Source organism: Rhodoplanes sp. P11 (assembly GCF_964266735.1).
Taxonomy (GTDB): domain Bacteria; phylum Pseudomonadota; class Alphaproteobacteria; order Rhizobiales; family Xanthobacteraceae; genus Rhodoplanes; species Rhodoplanes serenus.
In genome coordinates this window covers 170,390-189,526 of record NZ_CAXWGY010000019.1, presented here as the reverse complement: position 1 = coordinate 189,526, position 19,137 = coordinate 170,390, and the positions used below count along the sequence as shown (strand labels likewise).

General features: G+C 71.1%; 18 protein-coding genes. 7 read left to right on the top strand and 11 right to left on the bottom strand.

What is annotated here, in order from left to right; genetic code table 11:
* Positions 1-2 precede the first annotated feature (2 nt).
* Positions 3-1,025, bottom strand: a complete 1,023-nt coding sequence (gene thiL / locus ACFQUV_RS19980) for a thiamine-phosphate kinase (RefSeq protein WP_129608569.1) — start codon at positions 1,023-1,025, stop codon at positions 3-5.
* A 258-nt stretch (positions 1,026-1,283) separates the two neighbouring features.
* Between thiL and ACFQUV_RS19975 the strand changes: the two genes are divergently transcribed.
* The gene (locus ACFQUV_RS19975; protein ID WP_129608568.1) at positions 1,284-2,264 is read left to right on the top strand and encodes a tripartite tricarboxylate transporter substrate binding protein; all 981 of its coding nucleotides are present in this window, start codon (positions 1,284-1,286) and stop codon (positions 2,262-2,264) included.
* Positions 2,265-2,268: 4 nt separating this feature from the next.
* Positions 2,269-2,943 (top strand): SDR family NAD(P)-dependent oxidoreductase, encoded by a 675-nt coding sequence (locus ACFQUV_RS19970; RefSeq protein WP_129608567.1) that lies wholly within the window; start codon positions 2,269-2,271, stop codon positions 2,941-2,943.
* 19 nt (positions 2,944-2,962) lie between these two features.
* Here the strand turns inward: ACFQUV_RS19970 and ACFQUV_RS19965 are convergent, their stop codons facing one another.
* Positions 2,963-4,174 (bottom strand): GGDEF domain-containing protein, encoded by a 1,212-nt coding sequence (locus ACFQUV_RS19965; protein ID WP_165363839.1) that lies wholly within the window; start codon positions 4,172-4,174, stop codon positions 2,963-2,965.
* Positions 4,175-4,469: 295 nt separating this feature from the next.
* On the opposite strand from ACFQUV_RS19965, the gene ACFQUV_RS19960 reads away from it, so the two are divergent.
* Together ACFQUV_RS19960 and ACFQUV_RS19955 are read left to right on the top strand one after the other, a co-directional pair.
* A complete protein-coding gene (locus ACFQUV_RS19960) occupies positions 4,470-5,936 on the top strand; it encodes a deoxyribodipyrimidine photo-lyase (RefSeq protein ID WP_129608565.1) in 1,467 nt (488 codons plus the stop codon).
* Between the two features lie 85 nt (positions 5,937-6,021).
* The gene (locus ACFQUV_RS19955) at positions 6,022-7,059 is read left to right on the top strand and encodes a cysteine synthase A (RefSeq protein ID WP_129608564.1); all 1,038 of its coding nucleotides are present in this window, start codon (positions 6,022-6,024) and stop codon (positions 7,057-7,059) included.
* A gap of 69 nt (positions 7,060-7,128) precedes the next feature.
* Here the strand turns inward: ACFQUV_RS19955 and ACFQUV_RS19950 are convergent, their stop codons facing one another.
* Positions 7,129-7,284: a DUF3096 domain-containing protein gene (locus ACFQUV_RS19950; protein WP_111385096.1), complete on the bottom strand. Its 156-nt coding sequence runs from the start codon at positions 7,282-7,284 to the stop codon at positions 7,129-7,131.
* Positions 7,285-7,481: 197 nt separating this feature from the next.
* Here ACFQUV_RS19950 and ACFQUV_RS19945 point away from each other — a divergent pair, with 197 nt between their 5' ends.
* Together ACFQUV_RS19945 and sseA are read left to right on the top strand one after the other, a co-directional pair.
* On the top strand, positions 7,482-8,252 hold the full coding sequence (locus ACFQUV_RS19945) for an alanyl-tRNA editing protein (protein WP_244601525.1): 771 nt from the start codon (positions 7,482-7,484) through the stop codon (positions 8,250-8,252).
* Positions 8,253-8,319: 67 nt separating this feature from the next.
* On the top strand, positions 8,320-9,186 hold the full coding sequence (gene sseA, locus ACFQUV_RS19940; protein WP_129608563.1) for a 3-mercaptopyruvate sulfurtransferase: 867 nt from the start codon (positions 8,320-8,322) through the stop codon (positions 9,184-9,186).
* Positions 9,187-9,659: 473 nt separating this feature from the next.
* Here the strand turns inward: sseA and ACFQUV_RS19935 are convergent, their stop codons facing one another.
* The 4 genes from ACFQUV_RS19935 to ACFQUV_RS19920 are packed head-to-tail and all read right to left on the bottom strand — an operon-like array spanning position 9,660 to position 13,849.
* Entirely contained in the window at positions 9,660-10,445 is a 786-nt protein-coding gene (locus ACFQUV_RS19935; protein WP_129608562.1) for an amino acid ABC transporter ATP-binding protein, read from the bottom strand.
* Positions 10,446-10,455: 10 nt separating this feature from the next.
* A complete protein-coding gene (locus ACFQUV_RS19930) occupies positions 10,456-11,619 on the bottom strand; it encodes an amino acid ABC transporter permease (RefSeq protein WP_129608561.1) in 1,164 nt (387 codons plus the stop codon).
* Between the two features lie 7 nt (positions 11,620-11,626).
* Positions 11,627-12,805, bottom strand: coding sequence for an amino acid ABC transporter permease (locus ACFQUV_RS19925; RefSeq protein ID WP_129608560.1), 1,179 nt, complete (start codon positions 12,803-12,805; stop codon positions 11,627-11,629).
* Positions 12,806-12,832: 27 nt separating this feature from the next.
* The gene (locus ACFQUV_RS19920; RefSeq protein WP_129608559.1) at positions 12,833-13,849 is read right to left on the bottom strand and encodes an amino acid ABC transporter substrate-binding protein; all 1,017 of its coding nucleotides are present in this window, start codon (positions 13,847-13,849) and stop codon (positions 12,833-12,835) included.
* Between the two features lie 318 nt (positions 13,850-14,167).
* Here ACFQUV_RS19920 and metC point away from each other — a divergent pair, with 318 nt between their 5' ends.
* A complete protein-coding gene (metC, locus tag ACFQUV_RS19915; RefSeq protein WP_129608558.1) occupies positions 14,168-15,373 on the top strand; it encodes a cystathionine beta-lyase in 1,206 nt (401 codons plus the stop codon).
* A 3-nt stretch (positions 15,374-15,376) separates the two neighbouring features.
* On the opposite strand, the gene ACFQUV_RS19910 is transcribed toward metC, so the two are convergent.
* Genes ACFQUV_RS19910 through ACFQUV_RS19895 form a run of 4 tightly spaced genes read right to left on the bottom strand, consistent with a single transcriptional unit; the run spans position 15,377 to position 19,092 of the window.
* Positions 15,377-15,724, bottom strand: coding sequence for a lipid-A-disaccharide synthase N-terminal domain-containing protein (locus tag ACFQUV_RS19910; RefSeq protein WP_129608557.1), 348 nt, complete (start codon positions 15,722-15,724; stop codon positions 15,377-15,379).
* On the bottom strand, positions 15,718-16,467 hold the full coding sequence (locus ACFQUV_RS19905) for a glycosyltransferase family 2 protein (protein WP_129608556.1): 750 nt from the start codon (positions 16,465-16,467) through the stop codon (positions 15,718-15,720). Before ACFQUV_RS19905 ends, ACFQUV_RS19910 begins: the two co-directional genes overlap by 7 nt.
* 46 nt (positions 16,468-16,513) lie before the next feature.
* Entirely contained in the window at positions 16,514-17,368 is an 855-nt protein-coding gene (locus tag ACFQUV_RS19900) for a phosphatase PAP2 family protein (RefSeq protein WP_129608555.1), read from the bottom strand.
* On the bottom strand, positions 17,365-19,092 hold the full coding sequence (locus tag ACFQUV_RS19895) for a glycosyltransferase family 39 protein (RefSeq protein WP_129608554.1): 1,728 nt from the start codon (positions 19,090-19,092) through the stop codon (positions 17,365-17,367). Before ACFQUV_RS19895 ends, ACFQUV_RS19900 begins: the two co-directional genes overlap by 4 nt.
* Positions 19,093-19,137 lie beyond the last annotated feature (45 nt).

Sequence of the window (19,137 nt, the reverse complement as noted above, 5' to 3'; positions counted from 1 at the left end):
GGTCAGAAATGGCTGAAGCTCGCCCGGTCGAGGGCGAGCGCGGAGCCGTCCGGCCCGAGCACCCGCGGCGGACCGCGGCCCTCCAGGATCTCACCGATCTCGGTCACCGGCACACCGGCGGCGGCGGCCGCCGCCGCGAACGACGCCAGCCGGTCCGGCGCGACCGCGGCCACGATCTCGTAGTCGTCGCCGCCGGACAGCACGGTGGCGAGCAGCTCCGGTGCCGCCGCCAGCACCCGCCGGGCCGGCGCCGACAGCGGCAGCCGTGCGGTCTCGATCACCGCGGAGGCACCCGAGGCGGCGCACAGCTTGGCGAGATCGCCGGCGAGCCCGTCCGACACGTCCATGGCGGCGGACGCATGGGTGCGCACCGCCTCGGCGAGCGCGGTGCGGGGCTGCGGCACCAGATAGCGGCCGACCAGATGGTCGCGCGCCGCGGCGTCGAGACCGAAGTCGCCGGCCGCGACCCGCTCACCGCGCATCAGCAGCCCGAGCGCCGCGTCCCCGATGCTGCCGGAGACGACGACGCGGTCGCCCGGCCGCGCCCCGGCGCGGCGAACGAGCGTGCCGGACGGCACGGCGCCCAGCATCGTCACCGAGATCATCACCGGGCCGGGCGACGCCACCGTGTCGCCGCCGAGCAGCGGGCAGCCATAGGCCGCCGCGTCCTCGCCGAGCGCCCGGGCGAAGGGCGCCAGCCAGCGGTCGCCGACCGCCGCCTCGCCACGCCCGCGCGGCAGCGCCAGCGACAAGAGGAAGCCGAGCGGCCGCGCCCCCTTGGCGGCGAGATCCGACAGGTTGATGCGCAACGCCTTGCGAGCCACCGTCTCGGGCGGATCGTCGGCGAAGAAGTGCATGCCCGCCACGATGGCGTCGGTTTCGAGCACCAGGTCGCAGCCGGCCGGCGGCGTCAGCACGGCGACGTCGTCGGCGAGCCCGAGCGCCCCCGGGTGGGTGGCCAGCGGCGCGAAGTAGGCGGCGATCAGCCGGTCCTCGCCGGAGCCTTCGGTATCGCACGTCGTCATGCCCCGGTCCCCGATTCGTCTGCCCGGGAGCGACCCTAGCGCACCCGGTCCCGCGGCGTCAGGACCACGCCCGCCCCCAGCGGGCCGCATGGCCGGCGCGCCGCCGGCACAGGGGACGCCGACGCTTCCGCAATTGACAGGCGCCCGAGTGAACCACCTAGTTACTCCGACGGTCACTGCGGCGAGCGGCGGCCCACGGCTTTTGGGAGCGCCCTCCCGCGTCCGGCCATCCGGCCGACCGTTCAGGGAGGATTCGACGTGCGACGATTTCTGATCACGGTCGCAGCGGCACTCGCCGTCGTCGCGACCACCACGGCGGCCCCGGCCGATACGAGCTGGCCGCAGCCCGGACGCACCGTCAAGATCATCGTGCCGTGGCCGGCCGGCGCCGCCAACGACGCGCTCGGTCGCCTGATCGCCCAGAAGATCCAGGAGCGCTTCGGCGCCTCCACCGTGGTCGAGAACCGCACCGGCGGCTCCGGCCTGATCGGCACCACGGCGGTGCTGCGCGCCGAGCCGGACGGCTACACGCTGCTCGCCAGCGCCTTCAACACCGCCGTGATGCCCATGGTGGTGAAGGGCGCGACCTTCGACCCGGAAGCCGATCTGGAGATGGTCGGCCGCACCGCGGTGGCGCCGCTGGTGCTGGTGATGTCGACCACAAGGCCGCCGAAGAGCCTGCCGGAGCTGATCACCGCCGCCAAGGCCGATCCGCGCCAATATCTGTTCGCCATCTCGTCGCTCGGATCGGCCGGACACCTCGCCACCATCGCGTTCGCGCACCGCACCGGCATCCCGTTCGAGATGGTGCCGTACCGCGGCACTGCGCCGGCCCTGACCGACACCATGGGGGGCAGCGTCCAGCTGCTGATCGAGCCGACCTTCGCGCTGCTGCCCGCCGCCAACCAGGGCACCCACATCCGGGCGCTGGCCATCGCCACCAAGCAGCGCTCGCCGATCGCTCCCGACCTGCCCACCATGGCGGAAGGCGGGCTCGCCGGCTTCGAGTACAATTCGTGGTACGGCATCTGGGCCCCGAAGGGCACGCCGCGCGCCATCCAGGACAAGCTCAACGGCCTGATCCAGGAGACGATGCGCGACCCCGAGGTGATCGCCAAGCTGCGCACCACGATGCTGGAGCCGGTGGCCGAGAGCATCGAGGACTCGCGCAAGTTCGTCGCCAGCGAGATCGTGCGAGCACGCGAGCTGCTCCAGTCGATCGGCTTCAAGCCCGAGTGAGCCCATGCGCCACGCGGTGGTGACCGGCGCGAGCGCCGGCATCGGTGCCGCCATCGTCCGCCGGCTGCTCGCCGACGGCTGGCGGGTGACCGGCCTCGACCGGGCCGACGCGACCATCGCGGCAGCGGGCTTCACCGCCATCACGGCCGATCTCGCCGATCCGGGCGAGCGGGCCGCCGCGCTCGATCGGCTCGCCAACGTGACCGCTCTCGTGCATGCCGCCGGGGTGATGCGGGGGGCGCCGCTCGGCGCCCTCGATGCCGCCGCCGGCACGCTGCTGTGGCGCATCCATGTGGATGCGGCAACCGCTCTCGCCGACCGGCTGGTGCCCCGCATGGAAGCGGGGGGCCGCGTCGTGCTGATCGGCAGCCGTGCCGCGCGCGGCGCCGCGCAGCGGAGCCAGTACGCCGCCACCAAGGCGGCGCTGGTCGGGCTGGCACGGTCGTGGGCCAAGGAGGTCGCGGCGCACGGCATCACCGTCAACGTCGTCGCCCCGGCGGCGACCGACACCGGCATGCTGAGCGATCCGGCCCGCGCCGACCTGCCGCCGCAGACGCCGCCCTTCGGCCGCCTGATCCGGCCCGAGGAGGTCGCAGCGCTCGTCGCCTTCCTTTTGTCCGAAGACGCGGCGGCCATCACCGGGCAGGAGATCGCGATCTGCGGCGGCGCCTCGCTGTGAGGCTGTTCCGCCGCACCGCTCACGCCGCGTCGGCGGCATAGCCCGGCGGCGGCGGATCGTTCGGCCGCTCGACGGAGCCGCAGGGCGCCACCTCGACGCGATTCCGGCCGCGCTCCTTGGCGCGATAGAGCGCCTGATCGGCCTGACGCAGCATCCCGGTGACATCGATGCGCCGGTCCTCGGTGAGCGCGAGACCGACACTGACGGTGCCGTAGATCGGGTGACCCTCCACCGAGCCCGCCTCCTCGGCGAAGCGGGCGCGCAGCTCTTCGGCCAAGAGCAGCGCCCGCTCGCGGCCGATGTCGTACAGCACCGCCGCGAACTCCTCGCCGCCGAGCCGGCCGAACACGTCGCCGGGCCGCACCGTGCGCCCCATCGTGTCGGCGAACACCCGCAGCACCGCATCGCCGACCGCATGCCCGAAGCGATCGTTGATCGACTTGAACTTGTCGAGATCGGCGAGAAGCACGGCGATCCGCCGCGGCTCCGTCGCCTGGCGCTGCTCCACCTCGTCGGCAGCCGCCACGAAGCCGCGCCGGTTGGCGATGCCGGTGAGCTGATCGATCATGGCGGCGGTCTTGTGCCGGTGCTCGGTGCGCTCCTTGGCCATGGCCAGCAGGATGAAGGCGATCGAGATCGAGAACAGCAACGCCTCGGACGACAGTACCGTCAGCCACACGCTGCCGAACACCTCGTTGGTCGGCGACCACGGCAGCATCGCGCTGAGCGGCGTGCGCAGCAGGAACAAGGCGCCGTGGGCGAACAGCAGGAAGGTGGCCGGCAGCCGCGACACCAGCGGCTCGGCCCGCCCGCGCCAGAATTCGGCGGCCGTCGCCCAGGTGTAACCCGCGATGATGGCGGCGCTGACCAGGGCGCGCAGCTCCATCCGGTCGAGCGTGATGGCCGAATGGGTTCCGACCAGCCACAGCGCCGCCCCCGCGATGATCGCCAGCGGCAGCGGCCGGCGGCCGTCGAACACCCGGGCGCCCGTCCAGGTCACCGCGAAGGAGGTCAGCAGGATCGCGTTAGCGAGATCGATGGTGACGATATCGGGCCACGTCCCGTACAGGCCGAACAGCGTGATCGAGCCGGCTCGCAGCAGATGCGCCGACCCCCACCAGGCGACCGCCCGGATCGCGGTGTTCTGCACCCACGCGAACAGCAGCAGCAGGCCGAGGATCGCCTCGACATAGACCGTGACCTGAAACAGGGTATTGACGTCGACGTTCATGGGCACGGGGTCCCGGAAGGTGCGGCCGCAATCCGGCGCGTCCTCCATCATGCCGGCGGGCGCCCCAACAACTGATGAAGGCTAGCTCCGACTCGAACGCCGGGGTCCGCGACGGTGAAGACACCGTTAACCTCCCGCCGCACGCTGACGGATGTCCCGAGCGGCATACCGCCGCTGGCTGCGCCGCCGCGTCCGGGATGGTATCGGGGCGGCCGAGAGTGACCGGCCCGCCCAACCGCAACCGGCCAACCGCCATCGCCGGGCCCGCCACGTCCCATCCCGAAAGGCCCACGCCATGACTGCGCCCTCGCCTGCCCCGATCCTGGTCTGGTTCCGCGACGACCTGCGCGTGTCCGACCATCCGGCACTCGCGGCCGCGGCGACCTCCGGCCGGCCGGTGGTGGTGCTCTATGTGCTCGACGACGACAGTCCCGGGCTACGCCCGCTCGGGGCCGCCTCGCGCTGGTGGCTCGCCGGCTCGCTGCGGGCGCTCGCCGCCGCCCTGGCGGAGCGCGGCGTCGATCTCGTGCGGCGCCGCGGCCCGGCGGTGCGGGTGGTCGAGGCCGTGGTGGCGGAGACCGGCGCCGCCGAGGTGGTGTGGAACCGCCGGCACGATCCCGCCACCGACGCGGTCGACCGCGCGGTGGCGGCCGCGCTGGCACGACGCGGCGTCGGCGTGCGGAGCTTCCTCGCCTCGCTCCTCGTCGACCCGGCGGAGGCGCGCACCAAGGGCGGCACGCCGTTCTCGGTGTTCACGCCGTTCCTGCGCCATCTCCTCGCACGTCCGGCGCCGCGGGCGCCGCTGCCCGCCCCCGGCCCGCTGCGCGGCGTTGGGGGGCTCGCCTCCGAGCCGCTGGAGAGCTGGGGGCTGGAGCCCAAGGCGCCCGACTGGGCGGCCGGCTTCCGGGCGCTGTGGACGCCCGGCGAGGCCGGCGCGCAAGCCCGGCTCGCCGCGTTCCTGGACAACGGCCTCGCCGGTTATGCGACGCTGCGCGACCGCCCCGACCGGCCGGCGACGTCGCGGCTCTCGCCGCATCTGCGCTTCGGCGAGATCAGCCCGTTCCAGGTCTGGGCCGCCGCGTCGCTCGCCCGCGAGGCGCCGCGCGGCGCCCGACCGAGCGGCGCGGACATCGACAAGTTCCTGGCCGAAGTGGCGTGGCGCGAGTTCTCGTACCACCTGCTGGCCCACCACCCGGAGCTCGCGACGCGCAGCTTCCAGCCGCGCTTCGACGCCTTCCCGTGGCGTGACGACCCCGCGGGCTTGCGCGCCTGGCAGCGCGGCGAGACCGGCTACCCGATCGTCGACGCCGGCATGCGCGAGCTGTGGCGCACCGGCTGGATGCACAACCGCGTCCGCATGGTGGTCGCCTCGTTCCTGGTCAAGCACCTGCTGATCGACTGGCGCGAAGGCGAACGCTGGTTCTGGGACACGCTGGTCGATGCCGATCCGGCCAACAATCCGGCGAGCTGGCAGTGGGTGGCGGGCTCCGGCGCCGACGCGGCGCCCTATTTCCGCATCTTCAATCCGGTGCTCCAGGGAGAAAAGTTCGATCCCGACGGCGCCTATGTGAAGGAGAACATTCCGGCGCTCGCCGACGTGCCGGCGAGCCTGATCCACAAGCCGTTCACCGCACCGCCGCTGCTGCTGCGCCAGGCCGGGGTGACGCTCGGCGAGACCTATCCGCATCCGCTCGTCGATCACGCGAAGGCCCGCGCGCGGGCGCTCGACGCGCTCGCGACCATCAAGGCGACGGAGCGCTGACGCGGTGCGATCCGTCGCGGCCGGGCGGCTTGTTCGGGCGCGCCGCGCCCGATAGGCTCGTCCTCTCACATCGACGGGACGGATCATGCAGGTTCACGACGGCATCGTGGCGGCGATCGGCAACACGCCGCTGATCAAGCTCAGGCGCGCCTCCGAGGCGACCGGCTGCACCATCCTGGGCAAGGCCGAGTTCATGAATCCGGGCCAGTCCGTGAAGGACCGCGCGGCGCTGTTCATCATCGAGGACGCGGTGGCGCGCGGCGACCTGAAGCCCGGCGGCGTCATCGTCGAAGGCACCGCCGGCAACACCGGCATCGGCCTCACCATGGTGGCGCGCGCCCTAGGCTTCCGCACCGTGATCGTGATTCCGGAGACGCAGAGCCAGGAGAAGAAGGACACGCTTCGCGCCTACGGGGCCGAGCTCGTCGAGGTGCCGGCGGTGCCCTATGCCAACCCGAACAACTACGTGAAGGTGTCGGGCCGGCTCGCCGCCGAGCTGGCCGAGCGCGAGCCGAACGGCGCCGTGTGGGCCAACCAGTTCGACAACACGGCGAACCGCAACGGCCACATCCGCACCACCGGCCCGGAGATCTGGGAGCAGACCGGCGGCCGCATCGACGGCTTCGTCAGCGCGGTCGGCACCGGCGGCACGCTGGCCGGCATCGCCATGGCGCTCAAGGCGCGCCGCAAGGACATCACCATCGCGCTCGCCGATCCGCCCGGCGCCGCGCTCTACAGCTTCTACACCACCGGCGTGCTGAAGGCGGAGGGCTCGTCCATCACCGAAGGCATCGGCCAGGGCCGCATCACCAAGAATCTCGACGGCGCGCCGATCGACGTCGCCTTCCAGATTCCGGACGGCGAGGCGGTCGGCATGGTGTTCGACCTGATCGCCCACGAGGGCCTGTGCCTCGGCGGCTCCTCGGGCGTCAACGTCGCCGGCGCCATCCGGCTGGCGCGCGAACTCGGGCCGGGCAAGACCATCGTGACGATCCTGTGCGACTACGGCACGCGCTACCAGTCACGGCTGTTCAACCCGGAGTTCCTGCGCTCCAAGAACCTGCCGGTGCCGGAATGGCTGATCCGGCCGCCGCGCCAGGACATCCCCTTCGCCCATGCCTGAACCAAGCAAGTGAACGAGGCGAGTGAGCGAGCCGGTCGCGCGACGATGCGGGCCGGCCTCGCGGCCGCCTCACTTGATGAAGTGATAGATGTTGTTGAGGCCGATCAGGCCGACCACGATCAGATAGATGGCGACCACATAGTTCAGCAGCCGCGGCATGATCAGGATCAGCACGCCGGCGACGAGCGCGACGAGCGGCGAGATGTGGGCGGCCGTGAGGGTCATGGGGCTCTCTCCTGGTGGGACGGCAGGCGGTGCCGCGTTCCGACAACGCGATACCGCCGTGCCGGTTCATTCGCTCCGCCAGAAATCGCCGACGGCACCAGGGCACGGGACAGACCGCCGGCGCCGGCCCGTCTCGACGGCCGCGCCGAACGGCGCTACCACCAGACATCCACCGACCGGAGCGAGCGAGCCTGCCGATGTCGACCGAGCCGACGACCAGCGTGCCGATGCCGACCGACTGCCTCTTCCGTGACGACGCTTATCGGCGCGACTGCACCGCGACCGTGGTGGCGATCCGACCCGACGGCGGCATCGTGGTCGACCGCACGGTGTTCTACGCCGCCTCGGGGGGCCAGCCGGGCGACCGCGGCACGCTGACCACGGCGGAGGGCATCACCATCCCGATCGAGACCGCCGTCTACACCGACCCGCTCAAGACCGAGATCGCCCATCTTCCGGTGAAGCCCGATGGCGACGCCGTGGCGGCGCCCGTCGTAATGCTCGCGCCCGGCGACACGGTGCGGCTCGCGATCGACTGGGAGCTGCGGCATGGCCGCATGCGCATCCATACGGCGCTGCATCTCCTGTCCGCCGTGCTGCCTTATGCCGTCACCGGCGGCTCGGTCGGCGACCAGGACGGCCGGCTCGACTTCGACATCCCGGATGCCGGGCTCGACAAGGACGCCATCACCGAGAAGCTCGCCGGCATGATCGCTCAGGATGCCGCGGTGACGAGCCGCTGGATCACCGACGAGGAACTCGCCGCCAACCCGGGGCTGGTGAAGACTATGTCGGTGAAGCCGCCGATGGGCACCGGGCGGGTGCGGCTGATCGAGATCGCCGGCCTCGATCTCCAGCCCTGCGGCGGCACCCATGTGGCGCGGACCGCCGAGATCGGCGCCGTGCGGGTCACCCAGATCGAGAAGAAGGGCAAGATCAACCGCCGCGTCCGCATCGCGTTCGCCTGAACGGCGCGCCGGCTCGCCGGTGCGCCGCGGCGCTCTCGTTCCTCGTCCACAGCGAAAGCCAACCACCATGACGGCTCCGTCCGTTGCGTCCTCCGCCTCCCCGTTCGTCTCCACCGCCTGGCTCGCCGAAAGGCTCGGCGCGGCCGACATCGTGGTGCTCGACGCCTCGTACTACCTGCCCACGCAGAAGCGCGATGCCGACGCCGAGTACCGGGCCGGCCACATCCCGGGAGCGCTGCGCTTCGACATCGATGCGGTCGCCGACAAGACCACGGCGCTGCCCCACATGATGCCGAGCGCCGCCGCGTTCGCCGCCGCGGTCGGCGCCATGGGCATCTCCGAGCGCGACACCGTCGTGGTCTATGACGGGCTCGGCCTGTTCTCGGCGCCGCGGGTGTGGTGGACGTTCCGGCTGTTCGGCGCCCGCGCGGTGTTCGTGCTGGAGGGCGGCCTGCCGCGCTGGGTGGCGGAGGGCCGGCCGCTGGAGACCGGCACGGCGACGCGAGCGCCGACGACCTTCGCGGTCCGCACGCCGCCCGACGTGATCGCCGACGTCGCCCGGGTGCAGCGGACCCTCGCCGAGGGCAGCGCCCAGGTGGTGGATGCGCGCGCCGCCGACCGCTTCCGCGGCGAGGCGCCGGAGCCGCGCCCCGGCCTGCCCTCCGGCCATATCCCGGGCTCGCTCAACGTGCCGCACGCCACGTTGGTGCGCGACGGAACGCTGAAGCCGGCCGACGAGCTCGCCGCCGCGTTCGCGGCGGGTGGGGTCGATCTCGACAGGCCGGTGCTGACCTCGTGCGGCTCGGGCGTCTCGGCCGCGGTGCTGTGGCTGGCGCTGCACACACTCGGCCGCGAGCCGGTCGCCCTCTACGACGGCTCGTGGACCGAATGGGCCGGCCGCGGCGACTTGCCGATCGCGACTGGCGCGGAGTGATCGATACGAGATCCGGCTGTTCCATTCGGCGGTCATTCCGGAAGCCGCTGTCCGGAATCCAGCCGAGAGCGCCGAGTTTGCCGTTGGATTCCGGACTCGCCGCGGAGCCTGCGCCCGGACGACGCGAAGCGCCGATCCGGGTGCGACGCCCCGGGATGACGGCGCACCGATGACCCGGACACATTAGGAAGCCTCGTGTCCCGCACGCGACGCGACGCGCCAGCGTTGCGCCCGCAGATGCGGGACCTATCACGCCGGACTCATGGTCTCCGACACGAAGGATTTGGGTCCCGGATCAGCGGTGCTGCACCGTGACGCCAAGCGCCACGCTGCATCGCATCCGGGACACGGGGCCGAGACCGCCAAAGCCCCTCGAGCGAAATCCGATCCAACTGGATCGGTTTCCGCTCTGGACGTTCTCGCGTAATCGCATTTTCAACGGCGAACCGGAGTCCACTTCGCCGGAAAATGCTCTACCCGAGAATCTGCCCGAGGAACGTCCTGGTCCGCTCGTGACGCGGATTGGTGAAGAACTCGGCCGGCGTGTTGATCTCGACGATCTGGCCCTCGTCCATGAACACCACGCGGTCGGCCACCTGGCGGGCGAAGCCCATCTCGTGAGTGACGCACAGCATGGTCATGCCGGTCTCGGCGAGCGACACCATGGTGTCGAGCACCTCCTTGACCATCTCGGGATCGAGCGCCGAGGTCGGCTCGTCGAACATCATGATCTTCGGCGCCATGCAGAGCGAGCGGGCAATGGCGACGCGCTGCTGCTGGCCGCCGGAGAGCTGCGCCGGATACTTGTGGGCCTGCTCCGGGATGCGCACGCGGGCGAGATACCGCATGGCGATCTCCTCGGCCTCCTTGCGCGGCATCTTGCGGACATGGATCGGCGCCAGCGTGCAATTCTCCAGCACGGTCAGGTGCGGGAACAGGTTGAACTGCTGGAACACCATGCCGACCTCGCGGCGCACCTCGTCGATGCGCTTGAGGTCGTCGGTGACGCTGACGCCGTCGACCACGATCGAGCCGCGCTGGAACGGCTCCAGCGCGTTGATGCAGCGGATCAGCGTCGACTTGCCGGAGCCGGACGGCCCGCAGATGACGATGCGCTCGCCGCGCGCCACCTCGAGGTTCACGTCGGCCAGCACCTGGAACTCGCCGTACCACTTGTAGAGGCCGCTGATCAGCACGGCCGGCCCGTCGGCGGTGGTCGCCGGGGTGTCGCGCGCGATCGTCTCGGCGGTCGAGCTCATGGTGGCACTCCTAACGGCGATCGCCGGCGGCCAGCCGCCGCTCGATCCCGGTCGCGTAGCGCGACATGAAATGGCAGGCGACGAAGTAGAAGATCGCCGCGAAGGCATAGCCGGTGGTGCTGGTCACCGGCGTCGCCCAGTTGGGATCGACGCGAGCGATCTCGATGGTGCGCAGGAAGTCGAAGATGCCGACGAAGAACACCAGCGTCGTGTCCTTGAACAGGGCAATGGTGTTGTTGACGATGTTCGGGATGGTGACGCGCAGCGCCTGCGGCAGCACCACCAGGCCGAGCATGCGCCAGTAGCCGAGGCCCAGCGCGTTCGCCGCCTCGTACTGCCCCTTGGGGATCGACTGGAGGCCGGCCCGCACCACCTCGGCCATGTAGGCGGACGCGAAGATCGCGATGCCGACCAGCGCCCGCAGCAGCTTGTCGGGCGACCAGGCGGGCGGCACGAACAGCGGCAGCATCACGCTCGCCATGAACAGCACCGTGATCAGCGGCACGCCGCGCACCAGCTCGATGAAGCCGATCGAGAACAGCCGCACCGCCGGCATCGTCGAGCGCCGCCCGAGCGCCAGCAGGATGCCGGCCGGCAGCGACACCACGATGCCGACCGACGCCACCACCAGCGTCACCAGCAGGCCGCCCCACGAGGCGGTGTCCACCGTCGGCAGCCCGATGGCCGGAAAGCCGCTGAGCAGCACGAAGGACACCACCGGCAGCACCAGGAAGAAGAAGGCGGCGCCGAGGCCGCGCCGCGGCGCATCGAGCCACAGCAGCCAGGCGGTGCCAAAGGCGAGCAGCGCGAAGAACACGTCGACCCGCCATCGCTCGGCCATCGGATATGGGCCGTAGATGAAGAACGAGAACCAGGTGCGCACGAAGGCCCAGCAGGCGCCCGGATCGGGATTGGCGACGCTCGGCAGGCAGGCGTCGCGGCTCGCCCCCATCCACACCGCATCGATAAACAGGAAGCGCACCAGCGGCGGCACCGTCCACACGAATAGCAGCACCACCAGGAGCGTCAGCAGCCCGTTGAACGGCGTCGGGAACAGATTGGTGCGGACCCAGTGCAGCGGCCCACCCGGCAGCGGCGGCCGCGGCACCCGCGGGGCCGGCGTGGTGCGCACGAAGGCGACGCTCTTGTGGGCCGGCATGGCGAGATCGGTCATGGCGCCCTCACCGCTCCGTCGGGGTGATCCAGGCGTTGTAGCCGTTCATCAGCGCCGAGGTGGCGAGGCTGATGGTGAGATACACCGCCATGGTGATGACCACGACTTCGATCGCCTGGCCGGTGTTGTTGAGCACCGTGCCGGTGAAGATCTGCACGAGGTCCGGGTAACCGATCGCGACCGCCAGCGACGAGTTCTTGGTGAGGTTCAGGTACTGGTTGGTGAGCGGCGGCACGATCACCCGCATGGCCTGGGGCACGATGACGAGCCGCAGCGTGGCGCCGCGGCGCAGGCCGAGCGCATGGGCCGCCTCGGTCTGCCCCTTCGGCACCGCCATCAGGCCGGCCCGCACCGCCTCGGCGATGAAGGCGGCCGTGTAGATCGACAGGCCGAGCAGCAGCGCCACGAACTCCGGCAGCACCTCGAGGCCACCCCGGATGTTGAAGCGCCCCATCTCGGGGACCGTGAAGGAGACCGTCGAGCCGGCCACCAAAGCGGCGACGAGCGGCGGCGTGACGATCAGCAGCAGCGTGACGACGACGCGCGGCGCACCGCGCCCGAGCGCCCCGAGCCGCTCGCGCACGAGGCCGAACGCGACGGCGGCGGCGAGACCGCCGAGCAGCGCGGCGAGCACTGGCCCGCCGGCCGTCACCTGCGGGTCGGGCAGGAACAGGCCGCGGTTGTTGAGGAAGCCGCCGCCCGGCACCGCGATGCTGCCGCGAATGTCGGGCAACGCCTTGAGCACGGCGTTGTACCAGAACAGCAGTTGGAGCAGCAGCGGGATGTTGCGGATCAGCTCGACGAACCAGCCGGCCAGCTTGGCCACCAGGTAGTTCTGCGACAGCCGGGCGATGCCGACCGTGAAGCCGAGCACGGTGGCGAGCACGATGCCGAGCCCGGCCACCAGCAGCGTGTTGAGCAGCCCGACCCAGAAGGCCCGCCCATAGGTCGACGCCTGCGCCGAGTAGGCGATCAGCGTCTGGCTGATGTCGAAGCCGGCGGTGACATTCCAGAACCCGAAGCCCGACGCGATCTTGGCACGCGCCAGGTTCTCGGTGACGTTGACGATGGCGAACCAGGCGAGTGCGGCGACCGCCAGGCACAGCAGCACCTGCCACAGCAGGCTGCGCACCCGGGGCCGCCGCCACAGCGGCACGGTGGGGGCCGCGGAGCCGGCGCGGGACATTGCGGGGTCTCCGTCGGCCGGCCCGGATCAGCGCACCGGCGGGGCGTAGTGAAGCCCGCCCTTGGTCCACAGAGCGTTCTGGCCGCGGCTGATCTTCAGCGGCGTGTTCTGCCCGATGGTGCGCTCGAACACCTCGCCGTAGTTGCCGACCAGCTTGACGATCCGCACCACCCAGTCCTTGGTCAGGCCGAGGGCCTCGCCGAAGTTCCCCTCGGTGCCGAGCAGCCGCTTGATCTCCGGATTGTCGGACTTGGCCTGCTCGTCGATGTTGGCCTTGGTGATGCCGAACTCCTCGGCGTTGAGCATCGCGAACACCACCCAGCGCACGATGTCGAACCACTGGTCGTCACCGTGGCGCACGAAGGCGGCGAACGGCTCCTTGGAGATGATCTCGGGCAGCACCACATGCTCGTCCGGCCGCGCCAGCTTCAGGCGCACGCTGTAGAGCTGGGAGGCGTCGGTGGTGTAGGCGTCGCAGCGGCCGGTGTCGTACGCCTTCAGCGCCTCGTCGAGGGTCGCGAAGGTCACGCTCTTGAGCCGCATCTTGTTGGCGCGGAAGTAGTCGGAGAGGTTCAGCTCGGTGGTGGTGCCCTGCTGGACGCAGACGGCGGCGTCGTTGAGCTCCAGCGCCGAGTTGAGCTTGAGCGACTTCCTGACGATGAAGCCCTGGCCGTCGTAGTAATAGGTGCTCGTCGCGTTGAGGCCGAGTTGGGTGTCGCGCGACAGGGTCCAGGTCGTATTGCGAATCAGCACGTCGACGTCGCCGGCCTGGAGCGCGGTGAAGCGATCCTTGGCGGTCAGCGCCACGAACTTCACCTTGGTGGGATCGTTGAAGATCGCCGCCGCCACCGCGCGGCACAGCTCGACATCGAAGCCGGTCCACACACCCTGGGCGTCCGGCATGGCGAAGCCCGGAAGCTGACCATTGGTGCCGCAGTTCAAGCTACCGCGCGCCTTGACGGTGTCGAGGGTCGCCGCCGAGGCGGGCGCGCCCGTCGTCAGGGCTGCGCACGCGGCGAGGATGGCGACGAATACACGTTTCATATGCGCCTCATTGACAGTGCGAAATGGAGAGTGCATGGGCAGCATCCGACGGTTGCCCGGATACGTCCCGATGCATGACGTGCAGAAGCACGACGTGACGAAGCATGTCTCGTGCCGAAGTGCTTCTCGTGTCGAAATGTCGCTGCACCGCAGCGCCAGCGAAGGCACTGCGGGGCCAGCGCCACAGCGCGTTTCGGGTCCGCATATCAGAACGAATGCCAACCCGGGTCAAGTGCTTGCGGGTCGCATGCCCGCTCCGGTAGAGGCTGCGCCGCGGCCCTGCCGACGCGCCTGATCGACCTGCGAGGATTGTCCGCCATGACCAGTTCCGACGATCGCCACGGCCCGCGGCCGGAGCACGGGCCGCGCACCCGCCTGGTGCTCGGCGGCCGCCGTCCGGACGAGCATTACGGCTTCGTCAACACCCCGGTGTTCCACGGCTCCACCGTGCTGTATCCGACCGCGGGCGACTATCTCGGCCGCCGCTCGCGCTACAAGTATGCGCGCCGCGGCACGCCGACCTCGGAGGCGCTGGAGAGCGCGCTCGCGGCGATCGAGGGCGATGCCTGCGCCGGCGTGGCGCTGCTGCCGTCCGGCCTCGCCGCGATCTCGGCCGCGCTGCTCGCCGTGCTGAAGGCGGGCGACCACCTGCTGGTGAGCGACTCGGCCTACGATCCGACCCGCACGGTGTGCGACACCATCCTGACCCGCTGGGGCATCGAGACCACCTATTACGATCCCGCGATCGGGGCCGGCATCGCCGACCTGATGCGGCCCGACACGCGCGCCGTGTTCGTCGAGAGTCCGGGCTCGCTGTCGTTCGAGATCCAGGACATCCCGGCGATCGCCGCCGCGGCGCATGCCCGCGACGCCGTCGTGCTGATGGACAACACCTGGGCGACGCCGCTGTTCTTCCGCGCCCTCGATCACGGCGTCGACCTGTCGATCCAGTCGGGCACCAAATATATCGGCGGCCATTCCGACATCATGTTCGGCTGCGTCGCCGCCAATGCCCGCACCAACAAGGCGCTGCGCGACACGGTATTCAACATGGGCCTGTGCGTCGGCCCCGACGACATGAACCTCGCCCAGCGCGGCCTGCGCACGCTGGCGGTGCGGCTCGCCGCCCACCAGGAGGCGGCGCTCACGGTGGCGCGCTGGCTGGAGGGCCGCCCCGAGGTGCTGCGGGTACTGCACCCGGCCCTGCCCTCGCATCCCGGCCACGCCCTGTGGCGGCGCGACTTCACGGGATCGAGCGGGCTGTTCTCGGTGGTATTCCGGCCGGTGCCGCCGGCCGCCGTCGAAGCGTTCCTGGATGCGCTGACGCTGTTCGGCATCGGCGCCTCGTGGGGCGGCTACGAGAGCCTGGCGATTCCGTTCGACTGCACGCCGATCCGCACCGCCACCGCCTGGGCGCCGGGCGGCCCCACGGTGCGCTTCCACATCGGTCTGGAGGACCCCGCCGATCTGATCGCCGACCTCGACCGCGGCTTCGCCGCGATGAAGATAGCCGCCGGCGCGTGAGCCTCACCCCGCCGGCTTGCCGGTCACCTCGCGGCCGGCGCGGCGCTCGCGCAGCACGAACTGGAGATTGCGCAGGTACACGAAGACGCCGAAGCCCTGGCCGGCGATGAACACCGGGTCGCGGCGGTAGAGCGCGTAGGCGAGCAGCAGCGTGCCGCCCGAGATCGACAGCCACCAGAACGCCATCGGCACCACGCTCTTGCCGGCCTTCTCGGAGGCGAGCCACTGCACCACGAACCGCATGGTGAAGAGGCCCTGCGCCACGATGCCGAGGAACACCCACCAGTCCAGCCGGGTGACGAAGACATCGTAGAGATAGCCGCCGACGGCGTGCGACAGATCGATCAGCATGGGCGGTCTCCCTCGGTGACCTGCGGCACCCGGACCCGGCGGCGGATCAGCCACCACACGCCGGCGAGATCCAAGATCCCGATCCACAGCCGGTCCCAGAAGCCGTACTTGGAGACACCGTGGCGGCGCGGCCGGTCGACCACGTCGACATACGCGATGGTGAAGCCGTCGCGGCGCACCAGCGCCGGCAGGAAGCGGTGCAGCCCGTCGAAATACGGCAGCGCCAGGAACACGTCGCGGCGGAACGCCTTGAGGCCGCAGCCGGTGTCGCGGGTGCCGTCCTTGAGGACGCGGCTGCGCACCCCGTTGGCGATCCGCGACTGGAGGCGCTTGAAGCCGGTGTCCTTGCGGCCGACCCGCTGGCCGGCGACGAGGCCGATCTGCGGGTCCTTGCGCAGCCGGTCGAGCATCGCCGGGATGAAGGACGGGTCGTTCTGCCCGTCGCCGTCCAGGGTGGCGACGAGCGGCGCCCGCGCGGCCGCGACGCCGGTGCGCACCGCCGCCGACTGCCCGCACGAGACCGCGTGGCGGACATGGCGCAGCCACGGCCGGTCCTGCCGCAGTCGATCGAGCTCGGCCGCCGTCTCGTCGGTCGAGCCGTCGTTCACATAGACCACCTCGAACGGCCCCTCGTGGGCGAGGCTCACGGCGATCTCCGATACCAGCGGCTCGACATTGGCGGCCTCGTTGCGCACGGGCACCACCACGGCCACCGCCGGTCCCGGTCCAGTTTGCAGGGTCATCGAAGGACAGGCTCCCAGAATTGTCGGCGGCCGCGCCGCGGCGCCCTCACCGCTCGACCGCCGTCGCCAGCGCCCGCAGCACCCGCGGGGCGGGCGGCCCCGGACGGGCCCGGACCACGCCGTCCGGTCCCGCCGTGAAGGCGAGGCCGCGCGACGCGAACCACTCGCGCACCAGGATCGCCCCGAACGCCCCGAACGCCGCCCCGGCGATCACGTCGCTCGGGAAATGGGCCGACACGACGACCCGGCTGACCCCGACCAGCAGGGCATACACCCACAGGACCGGGCGGGCGGCCGGCCAGACGGCGCCGATCGCCACCAGGGCCGCGAACGCCGTGATAGTGTGGCCGGACGGCAGGCTCGCATACTCGGACCGCCAGGACAGCGGCTGATAGGCCCAGTGGCCGAGCTCCGACGGCCGCACCCGGCCGATCCATCGCTTGAGCACCGTGCCGATGAGGCCCGGCAGGCCGACCGCCACGAACACGAAGCCGAGCCGCACCACGAAGGCGGCCAATACGGCGCGGCTGAGACGATCGAGCCCCGGCCGCAGCAACGCCGCGATCCAGAGGATCAGCACCGCGACCGGGATCAGGATGTAGCCCGAGCGGCCGAGATCGCTGATGTCCTCGGCGATGCCGATGACGGACCGCGGCGCCCGCTTGACCTCGGCGGCGAGCGGATCGACCACCAGCATGGCGAGCAGCACGAGGCCGAGCGCCACCGCGGCCTGCCAGCGATGCGCCAGCACCAGCGCCTTGAAGCCGGGCGTGCGCCAGGACCGGCGCGGCCGCGTGAACAGCACGGCGAGCCAGACGCCGAGATGCGTCACCGTCCGGCGCGGCCAGCCCGGCGCAGTGGCGGAGGCAGGCACCGCCTCGGGTCCGGTCACCGCCGTCACGGCAGGCCCCCGACGAAGGCGGCGATCGACACGGAGCGACCGCTCGAGATGTTGACCCCTTCGAGGCGCAAGCCGGAGCGGTAGCGCAGACCGAGCGCCTCGGCGCGCTGCGCGAAGGCGCGCTCGTGCCGGCTGTCCACGAAGGCGTAGCGGCACCGCCCGTCACCGGCGGCCAGGAAGTCGGCCGCGCCGGGCCCGGTGACGTGCTGCACCTGGGTGCCGACCAGGAACACCAGGCTCGGCTCGTGGAAGCCGGCGGTCGCCACCGCCGGTCGCTCGCACTGGCCGAAGGCGACGAAGCGGGCGAGCTGCAAGGACGGGAACAGCGGCCCGATGGTCGCGAAGGTGGCCGCGAAGGCGGCGGTCGAGATCAGCATGCTGGCGACCACGGCGCGCATCAGCGACACCTCGACGCCGTCCGCCTCGAACAGCCACCATGCCACCAGGGCGACGATCAGGGCGGCGGCCGACAGGCCCCAGGTGATCAGCCCGAGCCGCTGGCCGATGGTGATGTTGATCACGATCAGGCCGATCGTCAGGGCCGCGATGAGGATGAACCACCACATCGGCGCCCGCCGCAGCCACTTGTTGGTGGAGAGCGCGCGATGATCGATGACCAGCGCCAGCAGGATCGCGACCGCCGGATAGACCGGCAGCACATAGTGGGGCAGCTTGGTCATCGCCGCCTCGAAGGCGAGCCAGGTCGGGACCAGCCAGGCCAGCAGGTAGACCACCGCCGGGTGACGGCGGCCGCGCCACACCGCCCCGGCCGCCATCGGCACCAGGATCGAGGCCGGGAAGAACGTGCCCCAGAACAGCAGCAGGTAGTAGCCCGGCGGGGCGCCGTGCGACTCCTGCCCGCTGCCCACCTTGGCCCACAGGTCGCGCCCGACCGACTCGGCGAAGAAGCTGTCGCCGCTCTTGATCACGATGGCCACGAACCACGGCAGCACCAGCAGCAGCATCCAGGCGAGGCCGGGCAGCGGCTTGAGGCGCAGCAGAAACCGGGCCGAGCGGTCGACGGCGGCGAGCGCCACGACGGTGAGGCCCACCACCATCAGGATCAGCGGCCCCTTGATCAGGAAGCCCGCCGCCATGGCGGTCCAGAAGATCGCCGGCAGCGTCCAGGGGTGGCCGTCGTCGCGCCGGACCCCACGCTCGACAAGGTAGGCGCGGGCCATCGCCCCCATGGCGGCCACCACGGTGACGAGCAGCATGGCGTCGGTCTTGGCCAGCCTGGCCTCGACCCCGAGCAGGATCGAGCCCGCCATCATCAGCCCGGCCAGAACGGCGCCGCGCCGCGACACGAAGGCGAGCGCCGTCCACCAGGTCAGCAGCACCGCCGCGATGGCACCGATCAGCGAGGGAATGCGGTAGAGCCAGATGCGGGTGAGCGCCTCGCGCACCCCGATCGCCTCGGCGCCGTTCACCACCAGGGCCTGGAGCCAGTAGATGCCGACCGGCTTCTTGTAGCGGCTCTCCTCCTGGAAGCGGATGTCGACATAGTCGCCGCTCTCCACCATCTGCTTGGTGGCCTGGGCGAAACGCGCCTCGTCCCGGTCGATCGGCGGCAGCGTGAAGAAGCCCGGCAGGAAGGCCAGCAGGCTCGTCGCGACCAGCAGCACCATGGCGTTGCGGCGACTTCGGGAAGCCCAGACGAGCAGCGCCCGCAGCCGCGTGGCGACGAGCCTGGTCGACGTCGAGGTGGTGGAGGTCAGGCGCATTCCGGGGTCCTGCTGAAGTCGCGCGGACAATAGAGAAAAGCACCC

Coding starts and splice junctions, on each gene's coding strand:
- ACFQUV_RS19960 (WP_129608565.1), top strand. CDS start 4,470: ATGACTGCGCCCTCGCCTGCCCCGATCCTGGTCTGGTTCCGCGACGAC.
- ACFQUV_RS19970 (WP_129608567.1), top strand. CDS start 2,269: ATGCGCCACGCGGTGGTGACCGGCGCGAGCGCCGGCATCGGTGCCGCC.
- ACFQUV_RS19905 (WP_129608556.1), bottom strand. CDS start 16,467: ATGACCCTGCAAACTGGACCGGGACCGGCGGTGGCCGTGGTGGTGCCC.
- thiL (WP_129608569.1), bottom strand. CDS start 1,025: ATGACGACGTGCGATACCGAAGGCTCCGGCGAGGACCGGCTGATCGCC.
- ACFQUV_RS19925 (WP_129608560.1), bottom strand. CDS start 12,805: ATGTCCCGCGCCGGCTCCGCGGCCCCCACCGTGCCGCTGTGGCGGCGG.
- ACFQUV_RS19910 (WP_129608557.1), bottom strand. CDS start 15,724: ATGCTGATCGATCTGTCGCACGCCGTCGGCGGCTATCTCTACGATGTC.
- ACFQUV_RS19895 (WP_129608554.1), bottom strand. CDS start 19,092: ATGCGCCTGACCTCCACCACCTCGACGTCGACCAGGCTCGTCGCCACG.
- ACFQUV_RS19930 (WP_129608561.1), bottom strand. CDS start 11,619: ATGACCGATCTCGCCATGCCGGCCCACAAGAGCGTCGCCTTCGTGCGC.
- sseA (WP_129608563.1), top strand. CDS start 8,320: ATGACGGCTCCGTCCGTTGCGTCCTCCGCCTCCCCGTTCGTCTCCACC.
- ACFQUV_RS19935 (WP_129608562.1), bottom strand. CDS start 10,445: ATGAGCTCGACCGCCGAGACGATCGCGCGCGACACCCCGGCGACCACC.
- ACFQUV_RS19965 (WP_165363839.1), bottom strand. CDS start 4,174: ATGAACGTCGACGTCAATACCCTGTTTCAGGTCACGGTCTATGTCGAG.
- ACFQUV_RS19920 (WP_129608559.1), bottom strand. CDS start 13,849: ATGAAACGTGTATTCGTCGCCATCCTCGCCGCGTGCGCAGCCCTGACG.
- ACFQUV_RS19950 (WP_111385096.1), bottom strand. CDS start 7,284: ATGACCCTCACGGCCGCCCACATCTCGCCGCTCGTCGCGCTCGTCGCC.
- metC (WP_129608558.1), top strand. CDS start 14,168: ATGACCAGTTCCGACGATCGCCACGGCCCGCGGCCGGAGCACGGGCCG.
- ACFQUV_RS19955 (WP_129608564.1), top strand. CDS start 6,022: ATGCAGGTTCACGACGGCATCGTGGCGGCGATCGGCAACACGCCGCTG.
- ACFQUV_RS19945 (WP_244601525.1), top strand. CDS start 7,482: ATGTCGACCGAGCCGACGACCAGCGTGCCGATGCCGACCGACTGCCTC.